Source organism: Sphingopyxis sp. H115 (assembly GCF_001468465.1).
In the GTDB taxonomy this organism is placed as follows: domain Bacteria; phylum Pseudomonadota; class Alphaproteobacteria; order Sphingomonadales; family Sphingomonadaceae; genus Sphingopyxis.
This window is the reverse complement of sequence record NZ_LNSA01000011.1, coordinates 1-20,273: the sequence shown is the minus strand read 5'-3', so window position 1 is coordinate 20,273 and position 20,273 is coordinate 1. Positions and strand designations below refer to the sequence as shown.

General features: G+C 66.0%; 17 protein-coding genes and 1 tRNA gene. 16 read left to right on the top strand and 2 right to left on the bottom strand.

Annotated elements, in window-relative coordinates; translation table 11 throughout:
• Positions 1-16 precede the first annotated feature (16 nt).
• The 6 genes from ATE71_RS09600 (at position 17) to ATE71_RS09575 (ending at position 9,554) form a co-directional block, all read left to right on the top strand.
• On the top strand, positions 17-1,024 hold the full coding sequence (locus tag ATE71_RS09600; RefSeq protein ID WP_058803287.1) for a substrate-binding domain-containing protein: 1,008 nt from the start codon (positions 17-19) through the stop codon (positions 1,022-1,024).
• Between the two features lie 131 nt (positions 1,025-1,155).
• Complete coding sequence (gene pgmB / locus ATE71_RS09595; protein WP_058803286.1) at positions 1,156-4,116, top strand: beta-phosphoglucomutase; 2,961 nt, start codon at positions 1,156-1,158, stop codon at positions 4,114-4,116.
• Positions 4,110-6,470 carry a TonB-dependent siderophore receptor gene (locus tag ATE71_RS09590; protein WP_058803285.1) on the top strand — a complete coding sequence of 787 codons (2,361 nt, stop codon included), beginning with the start codon at positions 4,110-4,112 and terminating at the stop codon, positions 6,468-6,470. Before pgmB ends, ATE71_RS09590 begins: the two co-directional genes overlap by 7 nt.
• Before the next feature lie 223 nt (positions 6,471-6,693).
• On the top strand, positions 6,694-7,944 hold the full coding sequence (locus tag ATE71_RS09585; RefSeq protein ID WP_058803284.1) for an MFS transporter: 1,251 nt from the start codon (positions 6,694-6,696) through the stop codon (positions 7,942-7,944).
• Positions 7,945-8,006: 62 nt separating this feature from the next.
• Positions 8,007-8,816 (top strand): universal stress protein, encoded by an 810-nt coding sequence (locus tag ATE71_RS09580; RefSeq protein WP_058803283.1) that lies wholly within the window; start codon positions 8,007-8,009, stop codon positions 8,814-8,816.
• A 48-nt stretch (positions 8,817-8,864) separates the two neighbouring features.
• On the top strand, positions 8,865-9,554 hold the full coding sequence (locus ATE71_RS09575) for a Crp/Fnr family transcriptional regulator (protein WP_058803282.1): 690 nt from the start codon (positions 8,865-8,867) through the stop codon (positions 9,552-9,554).
• A 9-nt stretch (positions 9,555-9,563) separates the two neighbouring features.
• On the opposite strand, the gene ATE71_RS09570 is transcribed toward ATE71_RS09575, so the two are convergent.
• Positions 9,564-10,235 carry an OmpW/AlkL family protein gene (locus tag ATE71_RS09570; protein WP_058803281.1) on the bottom strand — a complete coding sequence of 224 codons (672 nt, stop codon included), beginning with the start codon at positions 10,233-10,235 and terminating at the stop codon, positions 9,564-9,566.
• Between the two features lie 167 nt (positions 10,236-10,402).
• On the opposite strand from ATE71_RS09570, the gene ccoN reads away from it, so the two are divergent.
• Genes ccoN through hemN form a run of 10 tightly spaced genes read left to right on the top strand, consistent with a single transcriptional unit; the run spans position 10,403 to position 19,662 of the window.
• Positions 10,403-12,061 carry a cytochrome-c oxidase, cbb3-type subunit I gene (gene ccoN / locus ATE71_RS09565; RefSeq protein ID WP_058803280.1) on the top strand — a complete coding sequence of 553 codons (1,659 nt, stop codon included), beginning with the start codon at positions 10,403-10,405 and terminating at the stop codon, positions 12,059-12,061.
• 13 nt (positions 12,062-12,074) lie between these two features.
• Entirely contained in the window at positions 12,075-12,839 is a 765-nt protein-coding gene (gene ccoO / locus ATE71_RS09560) for a cytochrome-c oxidase, cbb3-type subunit II (RefSeq protein ID WP_058803279.1), read from the top strand.
• The gene (locus ATE71_RS09555) at positions 12,836-12,994 is read left to right on the top strand and encodes a cbb3-type cytochrome c oxidase subunit 3 (RefSeq protein WP_054731544.1); all 159 of its coding nucleotides are present in this window, start codon (positions 12,836-12,838) and stop codon (positions 12,992-12,994) included. The genes ccoO and ATE71_RS09555 overlap by 4 nt, the downstream gene beginning before the upstream one ends.
• The gene (gene ccoP, locus ATE71_RS09550) at positions 12,987-13,910 is read left to right on the top strand and encodes a cytochrome-c oxidase, cbb3-type subunit III (protein ID WP_058803278.1); all 924 of its coding nucleotides are present in this window, start codon (positions 12,987-12,989) and stop codon (positions 13,908-13,910) included. Before ATE71_RS09555 ends, ccoP begins: the two co-directional genes overlap by 8 nt.
• The gene (gene ccoG / locus ATE71_RS09545; protein ID WP_058803277.1) at positions 13,897-15,354 is read left to right on the top strand and encodes a cytochrome c oxidase accessory protein CcoG; all 1,458 of its coding nucleotides are present in this window, start codon (positions 13,897-13,899) and stop codon (positions 15,352-15,354) included. Before ccoP ends, ccoG begins: the two co-directional genes overlap by 14 nt.
• A complete protein-coding gene (locus ATE71_RS09540; RefSeq protein WP_058803276.1) occupies positions 15,351-15,821 on the top strand; it encodes a FixH family protein in 471 nt (156 codons plus the stop codon). Before ccoG ends, ATE71_RS09540 begins: the two co-directional genes overlap by 4 nt.
• Positions 15,818-17,932: a heavy metal translocating P-type ATPase gene (locus tag ATE71_RS09535; protein ID WP_058803275.1), complete on the top strand. Its 2,115-nt coding sequence runs from the start codon at positions 15,818-15,820 to the stop codon at positions 17,930-17,932. The genes ATE71_RS09540 and ATE71_RS09535 overlap by 4 nt, the downstream gene beginning before the upstream one ends.
• Positions 17,929-18,081, top strand: coding sequence for a cbb3-type cytochrome oxidase assembly protein CcoS (ccoS, locus tag ATE71_RS09530; RefSeq protein WP_058803274.1), 153 nt, complete (start codon positions 17,929-17,931; stop codon positions 18,079-18,081). Before ATE71_RS09535 ends, ccoS begins: the two co-directional genes overlap by 4 nt.
• On the top strand, positions 18,078-18,308 hold the full coding sequence (locus ATE71_RS09525; RefSeq protein WP_058803273.1) for a hypothetical protein: 231 nt from the start codon (positions 18,078-18,080) through the stop codon (positions 18,306-18,308). The genes ccoS and ATE71_RS09525 overlap by 4 nt, the downstream gene beginning before the upstream one ends.
• A gap of 58 nt (positions 18,309-18,366) precedes the next feature.
• Positions 18,367-19,662: an oxygen-independent coproporphyrinogen III oxidase gene (gene hemN, locus ATE71_RS09520; RefSeq protein ID WP_058803272.1), complete on the top strand. Its 1,296-nt coding sequence runs from the start codon at positions 18,367-18,369 to the stop codon at positions 19,660-19,662.
• A gap of 102 nt (positions 19,663-19,764) precedes the next feature.
• Here the strand turns inward: hemN and ATE71_RS09515 are convergent.
• A tRNA-Leu gene (locus ATE71_RS09515) sits at positions 19,765-19,851 on the bottom strand.
• Positions 19,852-20,273: the final 422 nt, after the last annotated feature.

The window sequence follows — 20,273 nt, the reverse complement described above, 5'->3', positions numbered from 1 at the left end:
GCGGTAAGGGGCGGGGATGGACAAGCCTTCCGGTTCCGATAGCGGCAACAATTCGCGCCCGACGATGGCCGACATCGCGCGCGAATTGGGCATCGCGAAAATCACCGTTTCGCGCGCCTTGTCGAATCATTCGACCGTGAAGGACAGCACGCGGCGGCTGGTCCGCGAAACGGCCGAACGGATGGGCTATCGGCTCAACGTATCGGCGCGCAACCTACGGCAACAGCGAACCCGGACGATCGCGGTCGTGATCGAAATGACGCCGTCGCACGAACGGTTGATGAGCGAACCCTATCCCTTGCTGCTGCTCGGCGGGATCCTCCAGGAATTGACTGCAGCAGGGCAGAATATGGTGCTGACCACCATTGACCTGTTTTCCGAGGCGCCGCCGTCCGCCGACGGCGTGATCCTGCTGGGGCAGGGCGTTCACGACGATGCGGCGGCGGTAATCGAGGCAACCGGGCTGCCCTATGTCGTGTGGGGCGCGGAACATGGCCCGCCCGAACGGGTCGTGGTCGGCAGCGACAATCGCGAAGGCGGCCGGCTGGCGGCCGAATATCTTGTTGGGCGCGAACGGCGGCGACTGCTCTTCCTCGGCGATGCCGAACATGGTGAGGCGGAGGACCGCTTGACCGGCTTCGATGCGGGGCTTGCGGGTTCGGACGCCAAGGTCGTCGGCAATATTCCCTGCGCCTTCACCGTCGCTGCGGGGCGCGAAGCCGTGGCGCCGCTGCTCGATGGGAAGCACCTCGATTTTGACGGGATATTCGCGAGCAGCGATGCCATCGCGATGGGCGCGATCGAGGCGTTGCAGGCGCGCGGGCATCGCGTTCCCGAGGATGTATCGGTGGTCGGTTTCGACGATTCGCCGGGGGCCGCGCTTTTTTCGCCGCGGCTGACGAGCATCCGGCAGGATTGGGCCGTCGGAGGCGAATTGCTCGCGCAGAAGGTGCTCGACAAGGTTGCCGGAAAGGCCACGGCGTCGCGCGCGATGCCGGTGTCGCTGATCGTCCGGGACAGTTAGCGGAAGTTTTCGAAAGTGCCGCGCAGCGCGGCATGAATCGCAAAATGGTATCGATATCTTGACATCGATACCATTTTGCAGGAAACCGTCGTCCAGAACGCGCCGCAAGCCAGGCGCGTCGACAGGTGAGGATGACGTTGGCAATTTCCGAAACGGCTTCGGCAGCGATGCGGCTTGTTCGCGACGGCACAGCGGCGGCCGGCGATCAGGCGCATGCGCTGTTCGCGCTCGCCAACGGGCTGGTCGGCGTCGAGGGTGTCGCCGATGAACGTGCCGATGCGCCCGCCTGCTACCTTCCCGAAGCTTACGTAAGCCGGCCGATCGCCTATCACGAGAGCTTCCCCGGCTATGCTACCGCGACCGATACCCGCATCAAATGCCCGAGCCCCATGTTGCTGCGGCTCCATATCGATGGCGTACCCGTCGATTTTAGGGGCATCGAGCCGGTCGAGAACCGCGTCGAGCTCGACCTTGAAAGCGGGCAGTTGGCGCGGCGGTCGCGCTGGCCGCTGGCCGATGGCCGCCTGCTGGAAATCGCGGCGCAGCGCATCGTCCCGCTGGACGGCGGTGCCTGCGTTGCATCGCGGGTATCGATCACCCCGGTCAATTTCGCTGCGAGCATCCAGGTCTGGCTGACCTATGGCGCCGCGGCGGCAACGGGTTCGGGCGACGCCGACGATCCGCGCATTTCGGGGCGCTTGCAATCGAACTGGACCTTGCTGCCCGCCGAGGTCGGCGACACGCCCGACGTCACGCGTTTCGGGCAGGATGCGGTCGAACTGGCGTATCGCCAGCATGTTGCCAGCCCCGGCGCTCAGGTCGCGGCGGTCCAGGCCGGGCATATCGTACGCCGCGCGCTGGGCGCGGGCGAAGAACTCGCGATCGACCGGGTCGTGACGCTCGCCTGCGCGCGCGGCGCGCCAGCGGTAATCGACCAGCCGATGCAAGGTTTCGACGCGATCGCCGAAGCCCAGCGCGTGGCGGTTGCCCATCTCTGGGATCGCGCGGCCTTTGCGATCGAGGGCGACGACGCGCTGACACTTTGCCTTCGTTTCAACCTGTTCCAGTTGCACCAGTCGGCGAGCCGCTCCCCGTCGCACAGCATCGCCGCAAAGGGGCTGTCGGGCGAGGGCTATGAAGGTCATTATTTCTGGGATGCCGAGGCGTTCATGCTACCCGTGCTGGCGTTGCAGGCGCCTGACAAGGCGCGCAACCTGCTCGCCTATCGCATCGGAAAGCTCGATCAGGCGCGTGCCCACGCGGCGGCGCTCGGCCACCGGCGCGGCGCGCTCTATCCCTGGCGAACGATCGCGGGCGCCGAATGTTCGTCGCACTATCCCACGGGGTCGGCGCAATATCATATCAACGGCGACATCGCGCACGGCGTGCAGCTTTATGTCGCGGCGACCGGTGACGAAGCGTTCCGCGGCGCCTGCGCCGAAATGCTGTTCGAAACGGCGCGCATGTGGCTGGAAATCGGCGCGTTCGATGCGCGGCGCGGCGGGGCCTTCTGCATCTATGGCGTGACCGGGCCCGATGAATATTCGGCGCTTGTCGACAATGATTTCTACACCAATGCGATCGCGCGGCACCATCTCGCCTACGCCGCCGACACCGCGGACTGGCTGCGCGGCGCAGCGCCAGACGACTATGCGGCGCTGGCGGCGGCGATCGGTCTCGATGCCGCGGAAGTGGCCGAATGGCGTGCGGCGGCCGATGCGATATGGTTGGCGGTCGACGCGATCGCCGGGGTCAACCCGCAGGACGACGCCTTCCTGGCGCGCCCGCCGTTGCCCGGCCTGAAACCGCTCGGCGAGCGCGGGCCGCTGCTGCTCGGGCTCCACCCGATGATCCTGTTCCGGCACCAGGTCAGCAAACAGGGCAATGTCGTGCAGGCGATGGCGATGGACCTCGTTTCCATGCCCCTGTCGCTGAAAGAGCGGAATTTTGCCTATTATGAGCAGGTAACCGCGCATGATTCGACGCTGTCGTCGGTCGCGTTCGCGACGATGGCGGCGCGGCTCGGGCAGTTCGACGAGGCGCTGGAATTTTACCGCGAATGTGCCTTCGTCGACCTCGAGGACCGCCACGGCAACACCTCGCACGGCCTTCACATGGCGGCGCTGGCGGGAAGCTGGCTGGTTCTGGCGCAGGGCTGGGGCGGGCTTGCGCTGGACGGCCCGGTCCCTTCGTTCCGCCCGGTGATCCCGGCCGAATGGACGGGCTATCGCTTTCGTCTTTGCTGGCGCGGCAGCGTGATCGAGCTTGCCGTCGATCGCGCCGGCTGCACCTATCGCCTCCTCGCGGGGGATCCGCTCGAAATTGCCGACCATGGCCGTCCGCTGCGCGTCGGCGCCGATCCCGTCTTCCTGTCCCGCCCGGCGTTGAAAGGCGTGATCTTCGACCTCGACGGCGTGCTGACTGACACCGCCGAGGATCATTATCAGGCGTGGCAGACGCTGGCCGACCGGCACGGGCTCGCCTTCGACCGCGAAGCCAATCACCGGTTGAAGGGCGTTGATCGCGCGGGCTCGCTTCGCCTGATCCTGGGCCATGCCGGCGCGGAGGTCGACCCGGAGCGGTTCGATGCGATGCTTGCCGAAAAGAACGACCTCTATCGCACGCGGCTGGCGGCCTACTCGCCGTCGAACCTGTTTCCGGGGGTGCGCGAACTGTTCGCAGCCTGCCGCGCGGCGGGGCTGAAAATCGGGCTTGCGTCGGCGAGCCGCAACGCCCCCGACGTCGTGCGCCTGCTCGGCATCGCGGGCGAGTTCGACTTTATCGCCGACGCGGGCGCGGTCGCCCATGCCAAGCCCGCGCCCGACATTTTTCTCGCCTGTGCCGCCGGCATGGGTTTGTCCCCGGACCAGTGCATCGGTGTCGAAGATGCGCGCGCCGGAGTTTCGGCCATCCATGCGGCGGGCATGGTGGCTATCGGCATCGGGTCAGAAGAGGCGCTGCCCGACGCCGACCTGCACGTTCCCGCCATCGGCGATCTTTCGATCGGCCTGATCCTGTCGTCAGAACGGGACGCGGCGATGCGTGGACGCCTTTCAAACAGACCAGAAAAAGTGGAGGAAATCTCATGTTGAAGCGGACTTATCTGCTGTCGTCGATCGCGCTTTTCGCGATGCCGATGACCGTTCACGCCCAGGAAGCGCCTCAGCCCGACGACGCGGCGGCGGCCAATGAAGAGATCGTCGTGACCGGCACCGCCGGCGGCGGGATCAACCGCCAGGACGCGGCTTTCGCGATCACCAGCATCAATTCGGCCGCGATCGACCGCGCGGCGCCGAACAGCACCGCCGACCTGTTCAAGGTCATCCCCGGCGTGTCGGCCGAAAGCTCGGGCGGCCAGAATGGCGCGAACATCTTTGTCCGCGGCTATCCGTCGGGCGGAGACGCCGAATTCGTCACGCTGACGGTGCAGGGCGTTCCCTTCTTTTCGCCCCCGACGCTGTCGTTCCTCGAAAATACCCAACTGATCCGCATCGACGAAACCATCGAGCGCGTCGAAGCGGTGCGCGGTGGCACCGGCGCGCTGTTCGGCAACGGCCAGCCCGGCCTGACCGTCAACTTCGTCCAGAAGGAAGGCGGGCGCGATTTCGAAGGCCTCGTGAAGGCAAGCATCACCGACTATGGCGACCTGCGCGGCGACATGCTGCTGTCGGGTCCGCTCGGCGAAAATACCAGCTTCATGGTCGGCGGCTATTATTCGAGCGGCGAGGGGATTCGCAGCCCCGGCTTCACCGCTGAAAAGGGCGGCCAGATCACCGCCAACATCCGCCACGATCTCGACAAGGGCTCGCTCCTTGTCTTCGCGCGCTACCTCAACGATCGCGGCCAGTGGCTACTGCCGATCCCGGTGATCCGCGATGGCGACAAGGTGCGCCAGTTCGGCAATATCGACCCCGGCACCGGCGTGCTCGCGGGCCCCGAAACGCGGCTTGCGGTGCTGCCCGACGGCACGCGCACCGACCTGGCAGACGGCCGCGGCGCCAAGCTCGTAAACCTCGGCACCAATTTCGATTACGAGATCGGCGAGGGTTTCCAGCTGCGTTATCGTGCGAGTTATCTGAACGGCGACGCCGATACGACGGGCCTCGTCCCCGCTAGCACCGCGACGACCGCCGACGCCTATGCCGCCTCGCTGGGCAGCACCGTTGGCAGCCTGACCTATGTGAACGGCGGTCAGGCCGTCGCCGGAAGCCAGCAGGTGATCCGCGCCGGCACCTGGATCGTACGCAAGCAGATCGAGGATTTCACCAACGACCTCGCGGTCGAGTGGGAAAGCGGCAACAACAAATTCACCGTCGGCGCCTATTATTCGGACTTCTCGTCGAACGATCAGTGGAACCTCGGCAACATCCATCTGCTGACGGCGGAAAACAATGCCCGCCTGCTCGATCTGACGCTCGCCGACGGCCGGGTCGCGACAAACAACGGCTATACGCAGGGGTCGTTCTTCAACGTCAACGCCGCCTATGACGGCCGCGAATATGCCTTTTACGCGGTCGACGAGTTTCAGCTGACCCCCGAATTGCGACTCGACGCGGGGATCCGTTACCAGAATTACAAGGCGACGGGCACGATCGAGAACAACAGCTCGGTCGATATCGACGGCGATCCCGACACGCTCTACGATAATGGCACCGCGGTGCTGAACGGTACCTTCCGTAACATCGCGTACAAGAAGGGCGCCTGGTCGTGGACGGTCGGCGCCAATTACGACATCTCCTCGTCGGTCGGCGTCTATGCGCGTTACAACCGCGGCAACACCAACCCCTTCTTCGACAATCTGCGCGACGGGGTTTTCGTGTCGCCGCGCGTCGACAATTATGAAGGCGGGGTCAAAGTGCGCACCGACCTGTTCTCGCTCTATGCCACTTTGTTCCACACGCGGTTCAGGGGGCTGTCGACGACGGTCATCACCGACGGCGCGCCGATCGCGTCGGTCGGCGGCGCGCGCAGCACGGGGGTCGAGCTCGAAGGGCAGATCCGCCCGGTCGACAATTTCTCGATCGCCTTTTCGGGCACCTGGCTGAACGCGAAATATCGCAATTTCTTCACCGACGGCGGGGCGACCGACCTGTCGGGCAACCGGGTGCAGCGTCAGCCCAAGTGGCAGTGGCGCGTGACCCCCGCTTATGACATTCCGTTCGGAGACGACGGCAAGATCTCGCTTTACTCGACCTTCGCCTATGTCGGCGACCGTTTCTCCGACACGGCGAATGTCCAGACGCTGCCCAATTATTTCAAGATCGACGCCGGGATCAGCGTCGACGTGAACCAGGCGCTCAGCTTTGCGGTGACCGCGGACAATCTGACCGACGAGGTCGGGCTGACCGAAGGCGACCCGCGCCAGCTCGGCGGTGGCAGTCAGGTCGTCAACGCGCGCCCGATCCTCGGCCGCTCGTTCCGCTTCAGCGCGGCGTATAAATTCTAGACCATCCCTCCCTGGGTGGCCGCGGCCTCTTCGCGGCCACCCCTTCTTTTTTGGCGTTTCGGTTCTTCAATTGTCGTCACCCCGGACTTGATCCGGGGTCCATGGACATCGGCGCCGCGGTGGATCCCCGATCAAGTCCGGGATGACGATGGGATGAGGCGCAAAAGCCCGCCATCCCTACCTCGCCCGATACATTCGCTCGTGTCTCGCCTAAGGACGCATTATGGCCCGTACCCGACTGATTGCCGCGCTGATCCTGACCTATGTCGCCTTTGCGATGCTGCTCAACAGCGTCGGCACGGTGATCCTCCAGTCGATTTCCAGCTTCGACGTGACCAAGCCGCAGGCGAGCACGCTCGAAGGCTTCAAGGACATCACGATCGCGATCGTCTCCTTCGCGACCGCAAGCTACCTGCCGCGCTTTGGCCTGCGCAATTCGCTCATCGCCGCGCTCGCGCTCGCGCTGCTCGCGTGCCTCGTCATGCCGATGATCGGCAGTTTCGGCGCCGCGCAACTGCATTTCGCGATGGTCGGCGCGGCGTTCGCGGTGGCCAAGGTCGTCGTCTATTCGATGATCGGGCTCGTCACGTCCGATGCGCGCCACCATGCCAGCCTGACCAGCCTGATCGAGGGCATGTTCATGCTCGGCGTACTGTCCTCTTATTGGGTGTTCAGTGCCTTCATCGATCCGGCGGGCCTGCGCTGGCTGAACGCCTATTGGGTGCTCGCGGCGGTCACGGGGCTGGCGCTGGCGCTGTTGCTGTCGGCGCGGGTCGACGAAGCGCGCACGCACGAAGGCGAGGCGGATGCGGCGTCGGAGGGCCCCGCCTTTGTCGCGATGCTGCGACTCGCCGCGCTGCCGCTGGTTCTCGTTTTCGTCGCCTGCGCCTTCCTGTTCGTGCTGATCGAGCAGGGCATCCAGACCTGGCTGCCGACGTTCAACAACGAAGTCCTGCACCTTCCCGCGCAGATGAGTGTGCAGGCTGCCAGCCTGTTCGCGGCATGCCTTGCGATCGGCCGGTTCGGCGCGGGGGCGGTGATGGCGCGTTTCGACTGGTATCCCGTGCTCAACGCCTGCCTCGCGATCCTCGCCGCGCTGATCATCCTTGTCCTGCCGCTTGCCGACGGGCTGGTGCCTGGGGCGATTCACGGCTGGGCCGACGCGCCCGCCGCGGCTTTCCTGTTCCCGCTGATCGGGATCGTCCTCGCGCCCGTCTATCCGACGATCATTTCGGTGATGCTGAGCGCGATGCCGCACCGGCAGCATCCGCCGCTCATGGGGCTGGTCGTCGTCTTCTCAGCGCTGGGCGGGACGACGGGATCGATCATCACCGGGGCGATCTTTGCGCATCTCGACGGACGGACCGCCTTTACCCTGATGCTCGTGCCGACGGCGGTGCTCGGTGCGGGCCTGTTCCTCCTTCGCCGCCGGATCGCGCTGGCGTCGCAGGATGCGAAGCTGCGCCCGATTTGACTCGCGTCAATGACGGCGCGCGATTCGCGGCCCAATCTCCGCCCATGGCAGGAGGTTGGACAATGCGGAATATTCTGGTTCAGGCCGATAATGGGGCCGGTATGACGACGCGGATCGAAAGCGCGCTGACGATCGGCAGGCGTTTCGGCGCACATCTCAGCTTTCTTATCAGTTCGCCCTATCAGCAATTCATCGCGGCCGATCCGTTCGGCGGACTTTATCTCGCGAAGGAACAGCTGGCGCAGGCGCAGATAGCCGACGCCGAGTTGGAAAAGCGGCTGAGCGCGGAACTTGCGCGCGAGGATGTGCCGTGGGACGTGGCGGTGGCCGACGGCGATGCGCTGTCGACCCTTTCGCTTGCGGCAACGCTGTCCGATCTGGCGATCGTTTCGCTCGGCGCCTGCGACCGCCGCGGCCATCGAGGCCCGACGATCGCCGCCGATCTGGCGCTCACGGTGCCGGTCCCGGTCCTTGCGCTGCCGCCCGAAGCGGCGCCGTTCGATTTCGATGCCCCGGTGATGGTGGCGTGGAACGGCAGCCCGCAGGCGGCCAATGCCTTGCGCGCCGGCGTGTCTTTCATGGGCGATGCCCCGAACGTCATTCTGGTCATGGTCGGCGACGACGAAGGCCGCGTCCCGGCAGAAGATGCGCTTCGCTATATGTCGCGCCACGGCGTGCATGGCGAGCTGCGGCGCGAGCCCAGGGGCGCCCACACCGCCGAGGAGGTGCTCGAACGCCTCGCGACCGAGATAAGGCCCGGCCTGATCGTCATGGGGGCGTTCGGCCGGCCGCGGCTGCGCGAAACCTTGTTCGGCGGCGTGACGCGCTACCTGCTCGAAGCCGCGCCGGCGCCCTTGCTGCTCGCGCACTAGCGCTTCGCCGCGCTTTCCAAACCGGCCGCCTTATTGTAGGGCTGGGCGGTGACCGATTGTGCAACCTGCATTGTCCGAAACCGCGCAATTTGCGCGAGCCTCGACGCTGCAGAACTCGCCGCGCTGGGCAAGATGGGGCGCCGGCAAAAGGTCCGCGCCGGGCAGACGCTCCTCTGGGAAGGCGATGGCGCGCCTGTCGTCGCGAATGTGCTCGAAGGCGTGCTGAAGCTCGTCGTGTCGACCGCCGATGGGCGCGAGCAGATCGTCGGCGTCGTCTTTCCCTCCGATTTCATCGGTCGCCCGTTCGGCAAGGAAAGCCCGTACAGCGTCACCGCGATGACCGACGCCGAAGTGTGCATCTTCAACCGCAACAATTTCGACGAATTTGCGAGTTCGCACCCCGATCTCCAGCAGAAATTGCTTCGCCGCACGCTCGATGAACTCGACCGCGCGCGGCACTGGATGATGCTGCTCGGGCGCAAATCGGCGTCGGAAAAGGTGGCGTCTTTCCTGCTCGAAATGTCCGAACGCCTGTCGGGGCAGGGATGCCAGTCGGGTGCGCGCAACGGGTTCGAACTGCCCTTCGGCCGCCAGCAGATCGCCGATATCCTGGGCCTGACGATCGAAACGACGAGCCGCCAGCTCACAAAAATGCGCGCGGACGGCGTCGTCGATCTGCCCTCGCGCCGCGAGATCGTCATCAACGACCGCGCGGCGATGGAGGTCATGGCGGGATAGGGCCTCCGCTCAGAAGCGGAAAGCGACCCCGGTGCTGATCACCCACGGATCGAGCTTGTGCCGCGTTTTCAGCACTTCGGTGCCGCCGGCATACCAGGTTGCGGTCGGCCGCAGAAAATAGCGTTTGGCGTCGATCGACAGTGCCACCCCCGTGCCGCTCAGCGGAATATCGATCCCGGCCTGGAGCGCGGCGCCGAGCTTGTCGCCCATCTTTTGCCGCGTCGCGCCCAGCGCGCGCGTCGTCGCGCCCGGCTTTTCGTCGATGAAGATGAAATAGCTGGGGCCGGCGCCGACATAGGGCTGCACGCCGCCGTCCTTGCCGAAATGATATTTGAGCGTCAGCGTCGCGGGCACGATCTTGGCGTCGGACACCAGCGTCGCGCCATCCAGCGCGCCGCGCCCGTCCACATCATGCTGCGTTACCCCCGCGATGGTTTCGAGCGAGATGGCGTCGGAGACGAAATATTCGATCGCGACCGTCGGCGTCACATTGTCGTCGGCCTTGGCCTGCGTGCCCGCGGGCAGGCCGATCAGGTCGGTCTTGACGTCGCTGATCTTGCCGTCGGGGGCGACATAGGTCGCGAGCAGCTTGAACTGGACGTCGCCCGCCTTGGCAAAGGCCTGGCCGGGAAGCGCGAGCGCGGCGGCGAGCGCGATGAGCGGGAGTGTTTTGGTCGTCATGGATGATCCTCCTGTTTGGACGGCGCATCCCTGCGTCGGGTCCGGCAGCCGCGCATTGATGCGGCGCAACAAGTTCGTTGATCCCGATCAATGTTTTGGCCCGAGCCCGCGTCCATGGCTGCGGTGAAGCGCGCGGCAGCAAAGTCGCGCCAAGCAGGGACAGAGATATGGACGGTCTGGTAACGAGGGCGGGGGGCTGGTTGGGATTGACCCTGCTTGCCTTGGTGGCGGCGGCGCTGGCGGTCGATGCGCCGTTTGCGGTGCATATGGTGATCGTCGCGCTCGCGTGCTTCGCGATGCTTTGGGCCACCGTCACGCGCGCCGACTATGGCGCGATTGCGCGCGGGATTTTTAAGATTCCCGCCGATCAGGGCGTCTATGACGACGACCCCATACGCTGGGGCGTCGTCGCGACGCTCTTCTGGGGGATCGCGGGGATGGCGGCGGGGCTGTTCATCGCGCTCCAGCTCGCCTTCCCGGCGCTCAACCTCAATCTGGAATATACGACATTCGGGCGTCTGCGCCCGCTACACACCTCGGCGGTAATCTTTGCGTTTGGCGGCAATGCACTGATCGCGACGAGCTTTTACGTTGTGCAGCGGACGTGCCGCGCGCGGCTTGCCTTCCCGGCGCTCGCGCGGTTCGTGTTCTGGGGTTACCAGCTGTTCATCGTGCTCGCCGCGACCGGCTATCTGATGGGTGTCACCGCGGCGAAGGAATATGCCGAGCCTGAATGGTATGTCGACCTGTGGCTGACGATCGTCTGGGTCGCCTATCTTGCGGTCTTCGTCGGTACGATCGTCAAGCGCCGCGAACCGCATATCTATGTCGCGAACTGGTTTTACCTGAGCTTCATCGTCACCATCGCGATGCTCCACATCGTCAACAATCTATCGATGCCGGCGAGCCTGCTGGGGTCCAAAAGCTATGCCGCCTTCGCCGGGGTGCAGGATGCGCTGACGCAGTGGTGGTACGGCCACAATGCGGTCGGTTTCTTCCTGACCGCGGGTTTCCTCGCGATGATGTATTATTTCGTGCCGAAGCAGGCCGAACGGCCGGTCTATTCCTACCGCCTGTCGATCATCCACTTCTGGTCGCTGATCTTCCTCTACATCTGGGCGGGACCGCACCACCTTCACTACACCGCGCTGCCCGATTGGGCGCAGACGCTGGGCATGGTCTTTTCGGTCATCCTGTGGATGCCGAGCTGGGGCGGCATGATCAACGGCCTGATGACGCTCAACGGTGCGTGGGACAAGATCCGCACCGACCCGATCATCCGCATGATGGTGATGGCGCTCGCCTTTTACGGGATGAGCACCTTCGAAGGCCCGATGATGTCGATCAAATGGGTCAACTCCATGTCGCACTACACCGACTGGACAATCGGCCATGTGCACAGCGGCGCGCTCGGCTGGAACGGCATGATCACCTTTGCCTGCGTCTATTATCTGGTGCCGCGCCTGTGGGGCCGTCCGCGCCTCTACAGCCTGCGCATGGTCAACTGGCACTTCTGGCTCGCGACCGTCGGGATCGTTTTCTACGCCGCGTCGATGTGGGTCGCGGGCATCATGCAGGGACTGATGTGGCGCGAATATGGCGCCGACGGCTACCTCGTCTACAGCTTTGCCGAAAGCGTCGCCGCGATGCACCCGATGTACCTGATCCGCGCCGCGGGCGGGGCGATGTATCTCGCCGGCTTCCTGATCATGATCGCGAACGTCTGGGCGACGCTCGGCGGCAAGGTCCGCGCCGAAAAGCCGATGACCGAAACCCCCTACAACGCCGCAGCGGACCGTCCGCTCGTGCCCGTTCCCGCCGAATAAGGAGCCTGCGACCATGGCCACCAAACCCGCCGAAAAGGGCTTCAGCCACAAGAAGGTCGAACGCAATGTGACGCTGCTCGGCGCGCTCGCGCTGCTCACCGTGACCATCGGCGGCATCGTCGAGATCGCGCCGCTGTTCTGGATCGACAATACGGTCGAGAAGGTCGAGGGGATGCGGCCCTATACCCCGCTCGAGCTCGCGGGCCGCAACATCTATATGCGCGAGGGCTGCTACACCTGTCACAGCCAGATGATCCGTCCGTTCCGCGACGAGGTCGAACGTTACGGCCATTACAGCCTCGCGGCCGAGAGCATGTACGATCATCCGTTCCAATGGGGGTCGAAGCGTACCGGCCCCGACCTTGCGCGCGTCGGCGGCCGCTACTCGGACGAATGGCATAAGGCGCATCTGATCGACCCACGCAGCGTCGTGCCCGAATCGATCATGCCGCCTTATGCTTTCCTGGCGGAGCGCGACCTCGACACCGGCGACATGGCGAACCATCTGACCGCGCTCTATCGCGTCGGCGTGCCCTATACGAAGGCCGATATCGAAAAGGCGAACGACGATATCCGGGCGCAGGCCGATCCCGATGCCGGGGCGGGCGACCTCCAGAACCGCTATCCGAAGGCGCAGGTCCGCGATTTCGACGGCGACCCGTCGCGCGTGACCGAAATGGATGCGCTGGTCGCCTATCTCCAGATGCTCGGCACGCTGGTCGATGTCGAAAAGGCGGCGCCGCAGGAACGTCCGGGCGAAACGGAGGCGGCGCGATGAGCTACGACGCGCTGCGCCACTTCGCCGACAGTTGGGGCCTGCTCGCCATGGCGCTGCTGTTCCTCACCCTCATCGCCTGGCCGTTCCGGCCAAGCGCCCGCGCGCGCAACGAAGAGGCCGCGAACATGATCTTCAAGGACGACGAGCATGGCTGAGCACAAGCGTATCGACGAAGCCACGGGGACGAGCACGGTCGGTCACGAATGGGACGGGATCGAGGAGCTCAACACGCCGTTGCCGCGCTGGTGGCTCTGGACTTTCTACGCGACGATCGTCTGGGGGCTGGCCTATGTCGTGCTCTATCCGGCGTGGCCGATGGTGAACCGCGCGACCGAGGGCGTGCTCGGCTGGTCGAGCCGCGGCGACCTTGCAAAGGAAATGGCGGCCGATGCCAAGCGCCGCGCGCCGACGATGAACGCGATCGCCGCGACTGCGCTCGCCGACCTGCCGGCGAAACCCGAATTGATGCAGGCGGCGGTGCAGGGCGGCGGCGCGGCGTTTCGCGTCCATTGCGTCCAGTGCCACGGTGCGGGCGGCGCGGGGGTGAAAAATCTCTACCCCAGCCTGACCGACGACGACTGGCTGTGGGGCGGCGATCTTGCGAGCATCGAATATACGGTGACGCACGGCATCCGGAACCCCGATCACAAGGATACGCGCACCAGCCTGATGCCCGCCTTCGGCCGCGACGGCATTCTCGATGCGGCACAGGTCGGCGACGTCGTCAGCTTCGTCCGTACGATCAGCCGGCAGGAAAAGGCCAGCGCATCATCCACGCGCGGCGCGACGCTGTTTGCCGACAATTGCGCGGTCTGCCATGGCGCGGGCGGCGAGGGCGGGCGCCAGTTCGGCGCGCCGAAACTGACCGACGCGATCTGGCTGTATGGCGGCGATCGCGACAGCCTGACCGCGACGGTCAACCAGCCGCGCAACGGGGTGATGCCGCGCTGGAACAACCGGCTTGATCCCGTGACGATCAAGATGCTGTCGGCCTATGTCTATTCGCTGGGCGGCGGCGAAAAGGGGCTGGCGCCCGTCGGCGAAGGGCAGGGAGCCGATGGCCAGCCCTGAGGACCTCTCCGGCCAGCCGGCGCCGCTCTACGAAGCGCGGAAGGGCGTTTTCCCGAAGGCGGTGAACGGCCCTTTCCGCCGCTTCAAATGGGCGATCATGGCGGTGGCGCTCGCAATCTATTATGCGACGCCGTGGATCCGCTGGGATCGCGGTCCGCATGCGCCCGACCAGGCGGTGCTCGTCGATCTGGCGAACCGGCGCTTCTACATGTTCCAGATCGAAATCTGGCCGCATGAATTTTACTATGTGGCGGGCCTGCTCATCATGGCCGGAATCGGGCTGTTCCTCGTCACCAGCGCGGTGGGCCGCGCCTGGTGCGGCTATGCCTGTCCGCAGACCGTGTGGACCGACCTGTTCCAGCATGTCGACCGGCTGGTCGACGGTGATCGCAACGCGCAGGTGCGGCTCGCGAACGGCCCGTGGACCTTCGAAAAGCTGTCCAAGCGGACGATCAAATATCTGATCTACCTCGTCATCGCTTTCTGGACCGGCGGCGCGTGGATCATGTATTTCGCCGACGCGCCGACGCTGACGGTGGATTTTTGGACCGGGCAGGCGGCGCCGATCGCCTATGGCACCGTCGCCGTCCTCACCGCGACGACGTTCATCCTCGGCGGCTTCATGCGCGAACAGGTGTGCATATACATGTGCCCCTGGCCGCGCATCCAGACCGCGATGATGGACGAAAAATCGCTGCTGGTAACGTATAAGGACTGGCGCGGCGAACCGCGCGGCAGCGTCAAGAAGGCACAGGCGCATCCCGGCGCCTTCGGCGACTGCATCGACTGCAACCAGTGCGTCGCGGTCTGCCCGACCGGGATCGACATTCGCGAAGGGCCGCAGATCGGCTGCATCACCTGCGCGCTCTGCATCGATGCGTGCGACGGGGTGATGGCGCAGGTCGGGCGGCCGCGCGGCCTCATCGACTATTGCACGCTCGACGATGCGGCGAGCGAAAAGGCGGGCGGCGCGGGGCGGCCGATCCGCAAGACGCTGCTGCGGCCGCGCACCTTGCTCTATTTCGGCGTCTGGAGCGCCATCGGCGCGGCGATGCTCTTTTCGCTCGGCCAGCGCACGCGGCTCGACCTTGCGGTCCAGCACGATCGCAGCCCGCTCTACGTCCAGCTCTCCGACGGCCAGATCCGCAACAATTACACGCTGAAGCTGCGCAACATGGAAACGCGGCCGCGCCGGGTCGCGGTCACGGTCAGCGGGCTTCCCGGCGCGGTGCTGTGGACGAATGCCGGCACGCGCGAAAATGCCGCACAGCGGATCGAGGTGGCGCTGCCCCCTGACAGCGTCAAGAGCGTCAAGCTCTTCATCGCGGCGCCCGGCACCGGCCCGGCGCGGCAGGATTTCACGATCGCCACGCGCGGGCTCGACGGCGATCCGCGCGGCGACAGCGACACCATCCAGTTCGACCGACCGGAGACAGGACAATGACCGACACACCGACACCCCGGCGTTTCACCGGCCGACATATGACGGGGGTCCTCGTCGCCTTCTTTGCGGTCGTGATCGCGGTCAACGTCACCATGGCGCGGTTCGCCATGTCGACCTTCGGCGGCAAGGTGGTCGAGAACAGCTATGTCGCGAGCCAGAATTACAACCGGTGGCTCGAACGCGCCGACGCACAGGCCCGGCTGGGATGGGATACGGGGGTCACGCTCGACGCGGGCCGGCATGTCCTGCTGACGATCCGCAAGGAGGGCCGGTCGCTGGAGGGGGTTCGGGCCTCCGCGACCGTCAATCACCCCGTTGGGCGCACCACGCCCGTCGCGCTCGATTTCGAGCCGGCGGCGGGCGGCGTGCTGCGCTCGGTCGAGCCGCTGGCGGTGGGGCGCTGGCGGCTCGACCTCATCGTGCGGCACGGCGCCGACGAAGCCCGCTATCGCGAGGATCTGCAATGAGCGCCGCCGCTCTCGTCGAACGCGACTTTGCGGTGCCCGACATCCGCTGTGCCGGTTGTATCGCCAAGCTGGAACAGGGGCTGGTGCGCGACAAGCGCATCGCTGCGGCGCGCGTCAATTTTACCGAAAAGCGGGTGCATTTATCCTATATGCCCGACACCGACATGCCCGACCTGATCGGCGCTTTTTCGACCCTGGGGTTCGAGGCGCATCCGATCGGGAACGGCCCCGGCGAAGCCGATGCCGAAGCCGAAACGAGCCGCGAACTGCTGCGCGCCGTCGCGGTATCGGGTTTTGCGATGATGAACATCATGCTGCTGTCCGTATCGGTCTGGTCGGGCGCGGCGGGGGCAACGCGCGACCTGTTTCACTGGCTCTCGGCGGCGATCGCACTGCCGACCGTCGCCTATGCCGGGCGGCCCTTCTTCCGCTCGGCGTGGCGGGCGCTACGTCACGGCCGTACCAATATGGACGTGCCGATCAGCATCGGCGTCGCGCTCGTCTGCGCGATCAGCCTGTACGAGACCGCGACCGGCGGCGCGCACGCCTATTTCGACGGCGCGACGATGCTGCTCTTTTTCCTGCTTTGCGGCCGCTGGCTCGACAGCGTGATGCGCGACCGCGCGCGCGGCGGCGTGACGGCGTTGCTGCGTAACATGGGAAGCGGCGCGACGGTACTCGGCGACGATGGCCGCGGGCGCTGGGTCGACGCGACCGCGCTCGAACCCGGCATGGTGATGCTCGTCGCGGCGGGCGAGCGACTGGCGGCCGACGGTGTTGTGGTCGGCGGGGCGAGCCAGCTCGACCTGTCGCTGCTCACGGGCGAAAGCGCGCCGCAGCCGGCCCAGCCCGACGACAGCGTCCATGCCGGCACGTTGAATCTTGAAGCGCCGATCCGCGTGCGCGTGACGGCGGCGGGCGCCGACACTGCGATTGCCGACATCGCCCGGCTGATGGGCGAGGCGGCGCAGGGCAAATCGCGCTATGTCCGCATCGCCGACCGCGCGGCGCGGCTTTATGCGCCGGCGGTCCATTGCCTTGCGCTGATGGCATTTGCTGGCTGGCTGGTCGCGGGAGCGGGCTGGCACGATAGTCTGCTGATCGCCGCCGCCGTGCTCATCATCACCTGTCCCTGTGCGCTCGGCCTTGCGGTGCCCGCGGCGCAGATCGTCGCGGCGGGCGCGCTGATGCGCGCGGGCGTACTCGTCAAGGATGGCTCGGCGCTCGAACGGCTGGCCGAAGTCGATCTTGCGTTCGTCGACAAGACCGGCACGCTGACGCTCGGGCGCCCCGAGGCCATCGGCCTCGACCGGCTCGACACCCGCGCGAAATCGTTGATTCTCGCGTTGTCGCAAGCCAGCCGACACCCGTTGAGCGAGGCCTTGACGCGCGGACTACAGCGTTATGACGTGCGTCCCGCCGAGGTGACGTCGGTAACGGAGACGCCGGGCTTCGGGATCGAGGCGCAATGGGCGGGGGGCATCGTCACACTCGGGCGGCCACAGCGTGGCGAGCTGGGCGACGCGCTCGCGACCGAGCTGTCAGTCGATGGCAAGTCGGTCGCGACGATCCGCTTCGCCGACCGGCTGCGGCCCGACGCCGCCGAGGCGATCGGCACGCTGGCGCGCCAAGGCGTCGAGGCGATGATCCTGTCGGGCGACCGCGCCGAAGCCGTCGCGCCGGTGGCACGCCAGCTCGGCCTGACCGCGCAAACGGGAATGAGCCCTCAGGACAAGCTGGACGCGATCGAACGTCAGGCCGGACTCGGCCGCAAGGTGCTGATGATCGGCGACGGCCTCAACGACGGCCCTGCGCTCGCCGCAGGTCATGCGTCGATCGCGCCGGGATCGGCGAGCGACGTCGGCAAGAATGCCGCCGACTGCATCTTCCTCGGCGACCGGATGATGCCGGTGGTGCAGGCAGTGCAAATGGCGCGGCGGACGCAGGCGGTGGTGCGGCAGAATTTCCTCCTCGCCATCGGCTATAATGCCGTGGCGGTGCCGCTTGCCTTCATGGGGCTTGTCACGCCGCTCGTCGCCGCGATCGCCATGTCGGGATCGTCGCTGATCGTCGTCGGCAACGCGCTGCGATTGAAGGGGGCGATCCGGTGAACGGGCTGGCCTTCCTCATCCCGATCGCGCTTGGCCTGGGGCTGCTCGGTCTCGCCGCCTTTTTCTGGTCGCTCCGCAAGGGGCAGTTCGACGACCTCGACGGTGCCGCGCTGCGTATCTTCGTCGAGGAGGAAGAAGAGTCGGTATGAACGTCCGCAACATCTTTCTCGCGATGGGCGCGGCCGCGCTCATGCAGCCGCCGATCGCGGTCGAGGCGCACATCCTGACCTTGCCGTCGTGCGGCGGCGCGGCGCACCGGATGATCGTTCCGGGCGATCCCGCCGACCCCGATCAGCGCCGCGACTGCGCCAAGGCGTGCCATGCCGTCACCGACCGGCGGAGCAAATCGGACGGCCTCAAAAAGCGCTGCTGTTGATGCGCCTGCGTTGATCCCGGTCAATGACCGGGCGCGGACGCGGGGGTAGCAGGCCCCTATGTGGTCCTATCACCCCGATCTGCTCGCCAAGCCGGTGCCGCGTTACACCAGCTATCCCACTGCGATGGAATTTACCGGCGGCGTCGGCGCCGACGATTATGCGCGCGCGCTCGACGCGATCGAGGCGGCGACGCCGATCTCGCTTTACGTCCATATCCCCTTTTGCGAGCAGATATGCTGGTATTGCGGTTGCAACACCGGGGCGGCCGGGCGCAAGCAAAGGCTGGCTGACTATCTCGTCGCGCTCCGCGCCGAGATTGCCCTCGTCGCGAAACGGCTGGGCGGGCGCGGACGCGTGCAGCGCATCGCCTTCGGCGGTGGCAGCCCGAACGCGATCGCGCCGGTCGAACTGGTGCGGCTGCTCGACCGCATCCTGACGGTGTTCGACGCGCACCGGCCCGAGGTGTCGATCGAACTCGACCCGCGCGGCTTTTCGGCCGAATGGGCGCTGGTGCTCGCCGCGGCGCATGTCACGCGCGTCAGCCTCGGCGTCCAGACCTTCGCGCCGCATGTCCAGCAGGCGATCGGCCGGATCCAGCCGCTGTCGCATATCGAGCGCGTCGTCGCGGCGCTGCGCCTCCGCGATATCGACGCGATCAATTTCGACCTGATGTACGGATTGCCCGGCCAGTCGCTCGCCGACCTCGACGCCACGCTCGACGAGACGATCCGCCTTGAACCGAGCCGGATCGCGCTGTTCGGCTATGCGCACCTGCCCGACATCATCCCGCGCCAGCGACGGATCGATGCCAGCGGACTGCCCGACCAGCGGCTGCGGTTCGAACAGGCAGCGCACGGATACCGGCGTCTGACCGATGCGGGCTATATTCCCGTCGGATTCGATCATTTCGCCCGACCGGGCGACCCCCTCGCGCTCGCGGCGGCGGAGGGGCGCGTCAGCCGCAATTTCCAGGGGTTCACCGAGGACGAAGCCCCGGTCCTCCTCGGCTTCGGGGCAAGTGCGATCAGCCGCTTTCCCGACCTCATCGTCCAGAATGAAAAGCGCGCGGGGCCGTATCGCGACCTGGTCGGCGAAGGCCGCCTGACCGCCGTGCGCGGCGTATCGATCGACGAGGCGCAGCGGGTGCGCGGGAAAAATATCCGCGACCTTCTGTGCCGCGGACGGACCCATGTCGACCCGGAGCGCAAGGCGCATGTCCGCACCATTCTCGCCGATTATGAACGCCGCGGCATCATCGAATGGGACGCCGGCGATCTGGTGATCCGCGACGAGGGCTTGCCCTATGCGCGCCATGTCGCGGCCCAGTTCGACAGCGTGCGCGGCGCGATCTGACCTTTCGCGCGCGCGGCCGATCGGGGCCGCGTTCGATCCTTCGGAGCTTTGAATGTTCCGGCTATGCACGCCCGCGCCGGTCCCGGCCTGGGTGAGCGATGATGGTGCGGTCGAGAAGACTCGAACTTCCACGGCCTTTCGGCCACAACGACCTCAACGTTGCGCGTCTACCAGTTCCGCCACGACCGCACATCATGATGGTCCGGATCGGGTCCGGCACCAGGTAGGAGCGGGCGCCTAGCAAAGCTTTTGGGGTGATGCAAGCGAGCTTCGCCGCTTTTATTTTTGCGGGTGCGAACAGACGCGGCCCACGATCGCCGCCCTTGTCACCAAACCGACTCGAAAGAGTCATGCAAGTGTCATGGCTCTGGCGTCAGACCGTCATCGAATCACCCTAGTGGCGGCATCACCGGGGGCGAGTCAGCGATTCTTTGCTCGTCTGCGGCGTGTTTTTCATCAGGGGCGCGAAGGCGCACACCGGGAACGGAGATTTTCATGGCGGCTTTCGCACGCATTCGTTTGGTCATGCTCAGCGGCGTGGCCTGTTCCATTCTTGCGGCATGCGGCGCCGACGGCGTCGCGTCGCCGGGCGAGGGCGTAATCGTCATTCC

Coding starts and splice junctions, on each gene's coding strand:
- ATE71_RS09580 (WP_058803283.1), top strand. CDS start 8,007: ATGCGGAATATTCTGGTTCAGGCCGATAATGGGGCCGGTATGACGACG.
- ATE71_RS09555 (WP_054731544.1), top strand. CDS start 12,836: ATGAGCTACGACGCGCTGCGCCACTTCGCCGACAGTTGGGGCCTGCTC.
- ATE71_RS09590 (WP_058803285.1), top strand. CDS start 4,110: ATGTTGAAGCGGACTTATCTGCTGTCGTCGATCGCGCTTTTCGCGATG.
- ccoO (WP_058803279.1), top strand. CDS start 12,075: ATGGCCACCAAACCCGCCGAAAAGGGCTTCAGCCACAAGAAGGTCGAA.
- ccoN (WP_058803280.1), top strand. CDS start 10,403: ATGGACGGTCTGGTAACGAGGGCGGGGGGCTGGTTGGGATTGACCCTG.
- ATE71_RS09535 (WP_058803275.1), top strand. CDS start 15,818: ATGAGCGCCGCCGCTCTCGTCGAACGCGACTTTGCGGTGCCCGACATC.
- ATE71_RS09570 (WP_058803281.1), bottom strand. CDS start 10,235: ATGACGACCAAAACACTCCCGCTCATCGCGCTCGCCGCCGCGCTCGCG.
- pgmB (WP_058803286.1), top strand. CDS start 1,156: ATGACGTTGGCAATTTCCGAAACGGCTTCGGCAGCGATGCGGCTTGTT.
- ATE71_RS09585 (WP_058803284.1), top strand. CDS start 6,694: ATGGCCCGTACCCGACTGATTGCCGCGCTGATCCTGACCTATGTCGCC.
- ATE71_RS09600 (WP_058803287.1), top strand. CDS start 17: ATGGACAAGCCTTCCGGTTCCGATAGCGGCAACAATTCGCGCCCGACG.
- hemN (WP_058803272.1), top strand. CDS start 18,367: ATGTGGTCCTATCACCCCGATCTGCTCGCCAAGCCGGTGCCGCGTTAC.
- ATE71_RS09540 (WP_058803276.1), top strand. CDS start 15,351: ATGACCGACACACCGACACCCCGGCGTTTCACCGGCCGACATATGACG.
- ccoP (WP_058803278.1), top strand. CDS start 12,987: ATGGCTGAGCACAAGCGTATCGACGAAGCCACGGGGACGAGCACGGTC.
- ATE71_RS09525 (WP_058803273.1), top strand. CDS start 18,078: ATGAACGTCCGCAACATCTTTCTCGCGATGGGCGCGGCCGCGCTCATG.
- ccoG (WP_058803277.1), top strand. CDS start 13,897: ATGGCCAGCCCTGAGGACCTCTCCGGCCAGCCGGCGCCGCTCTACGAA.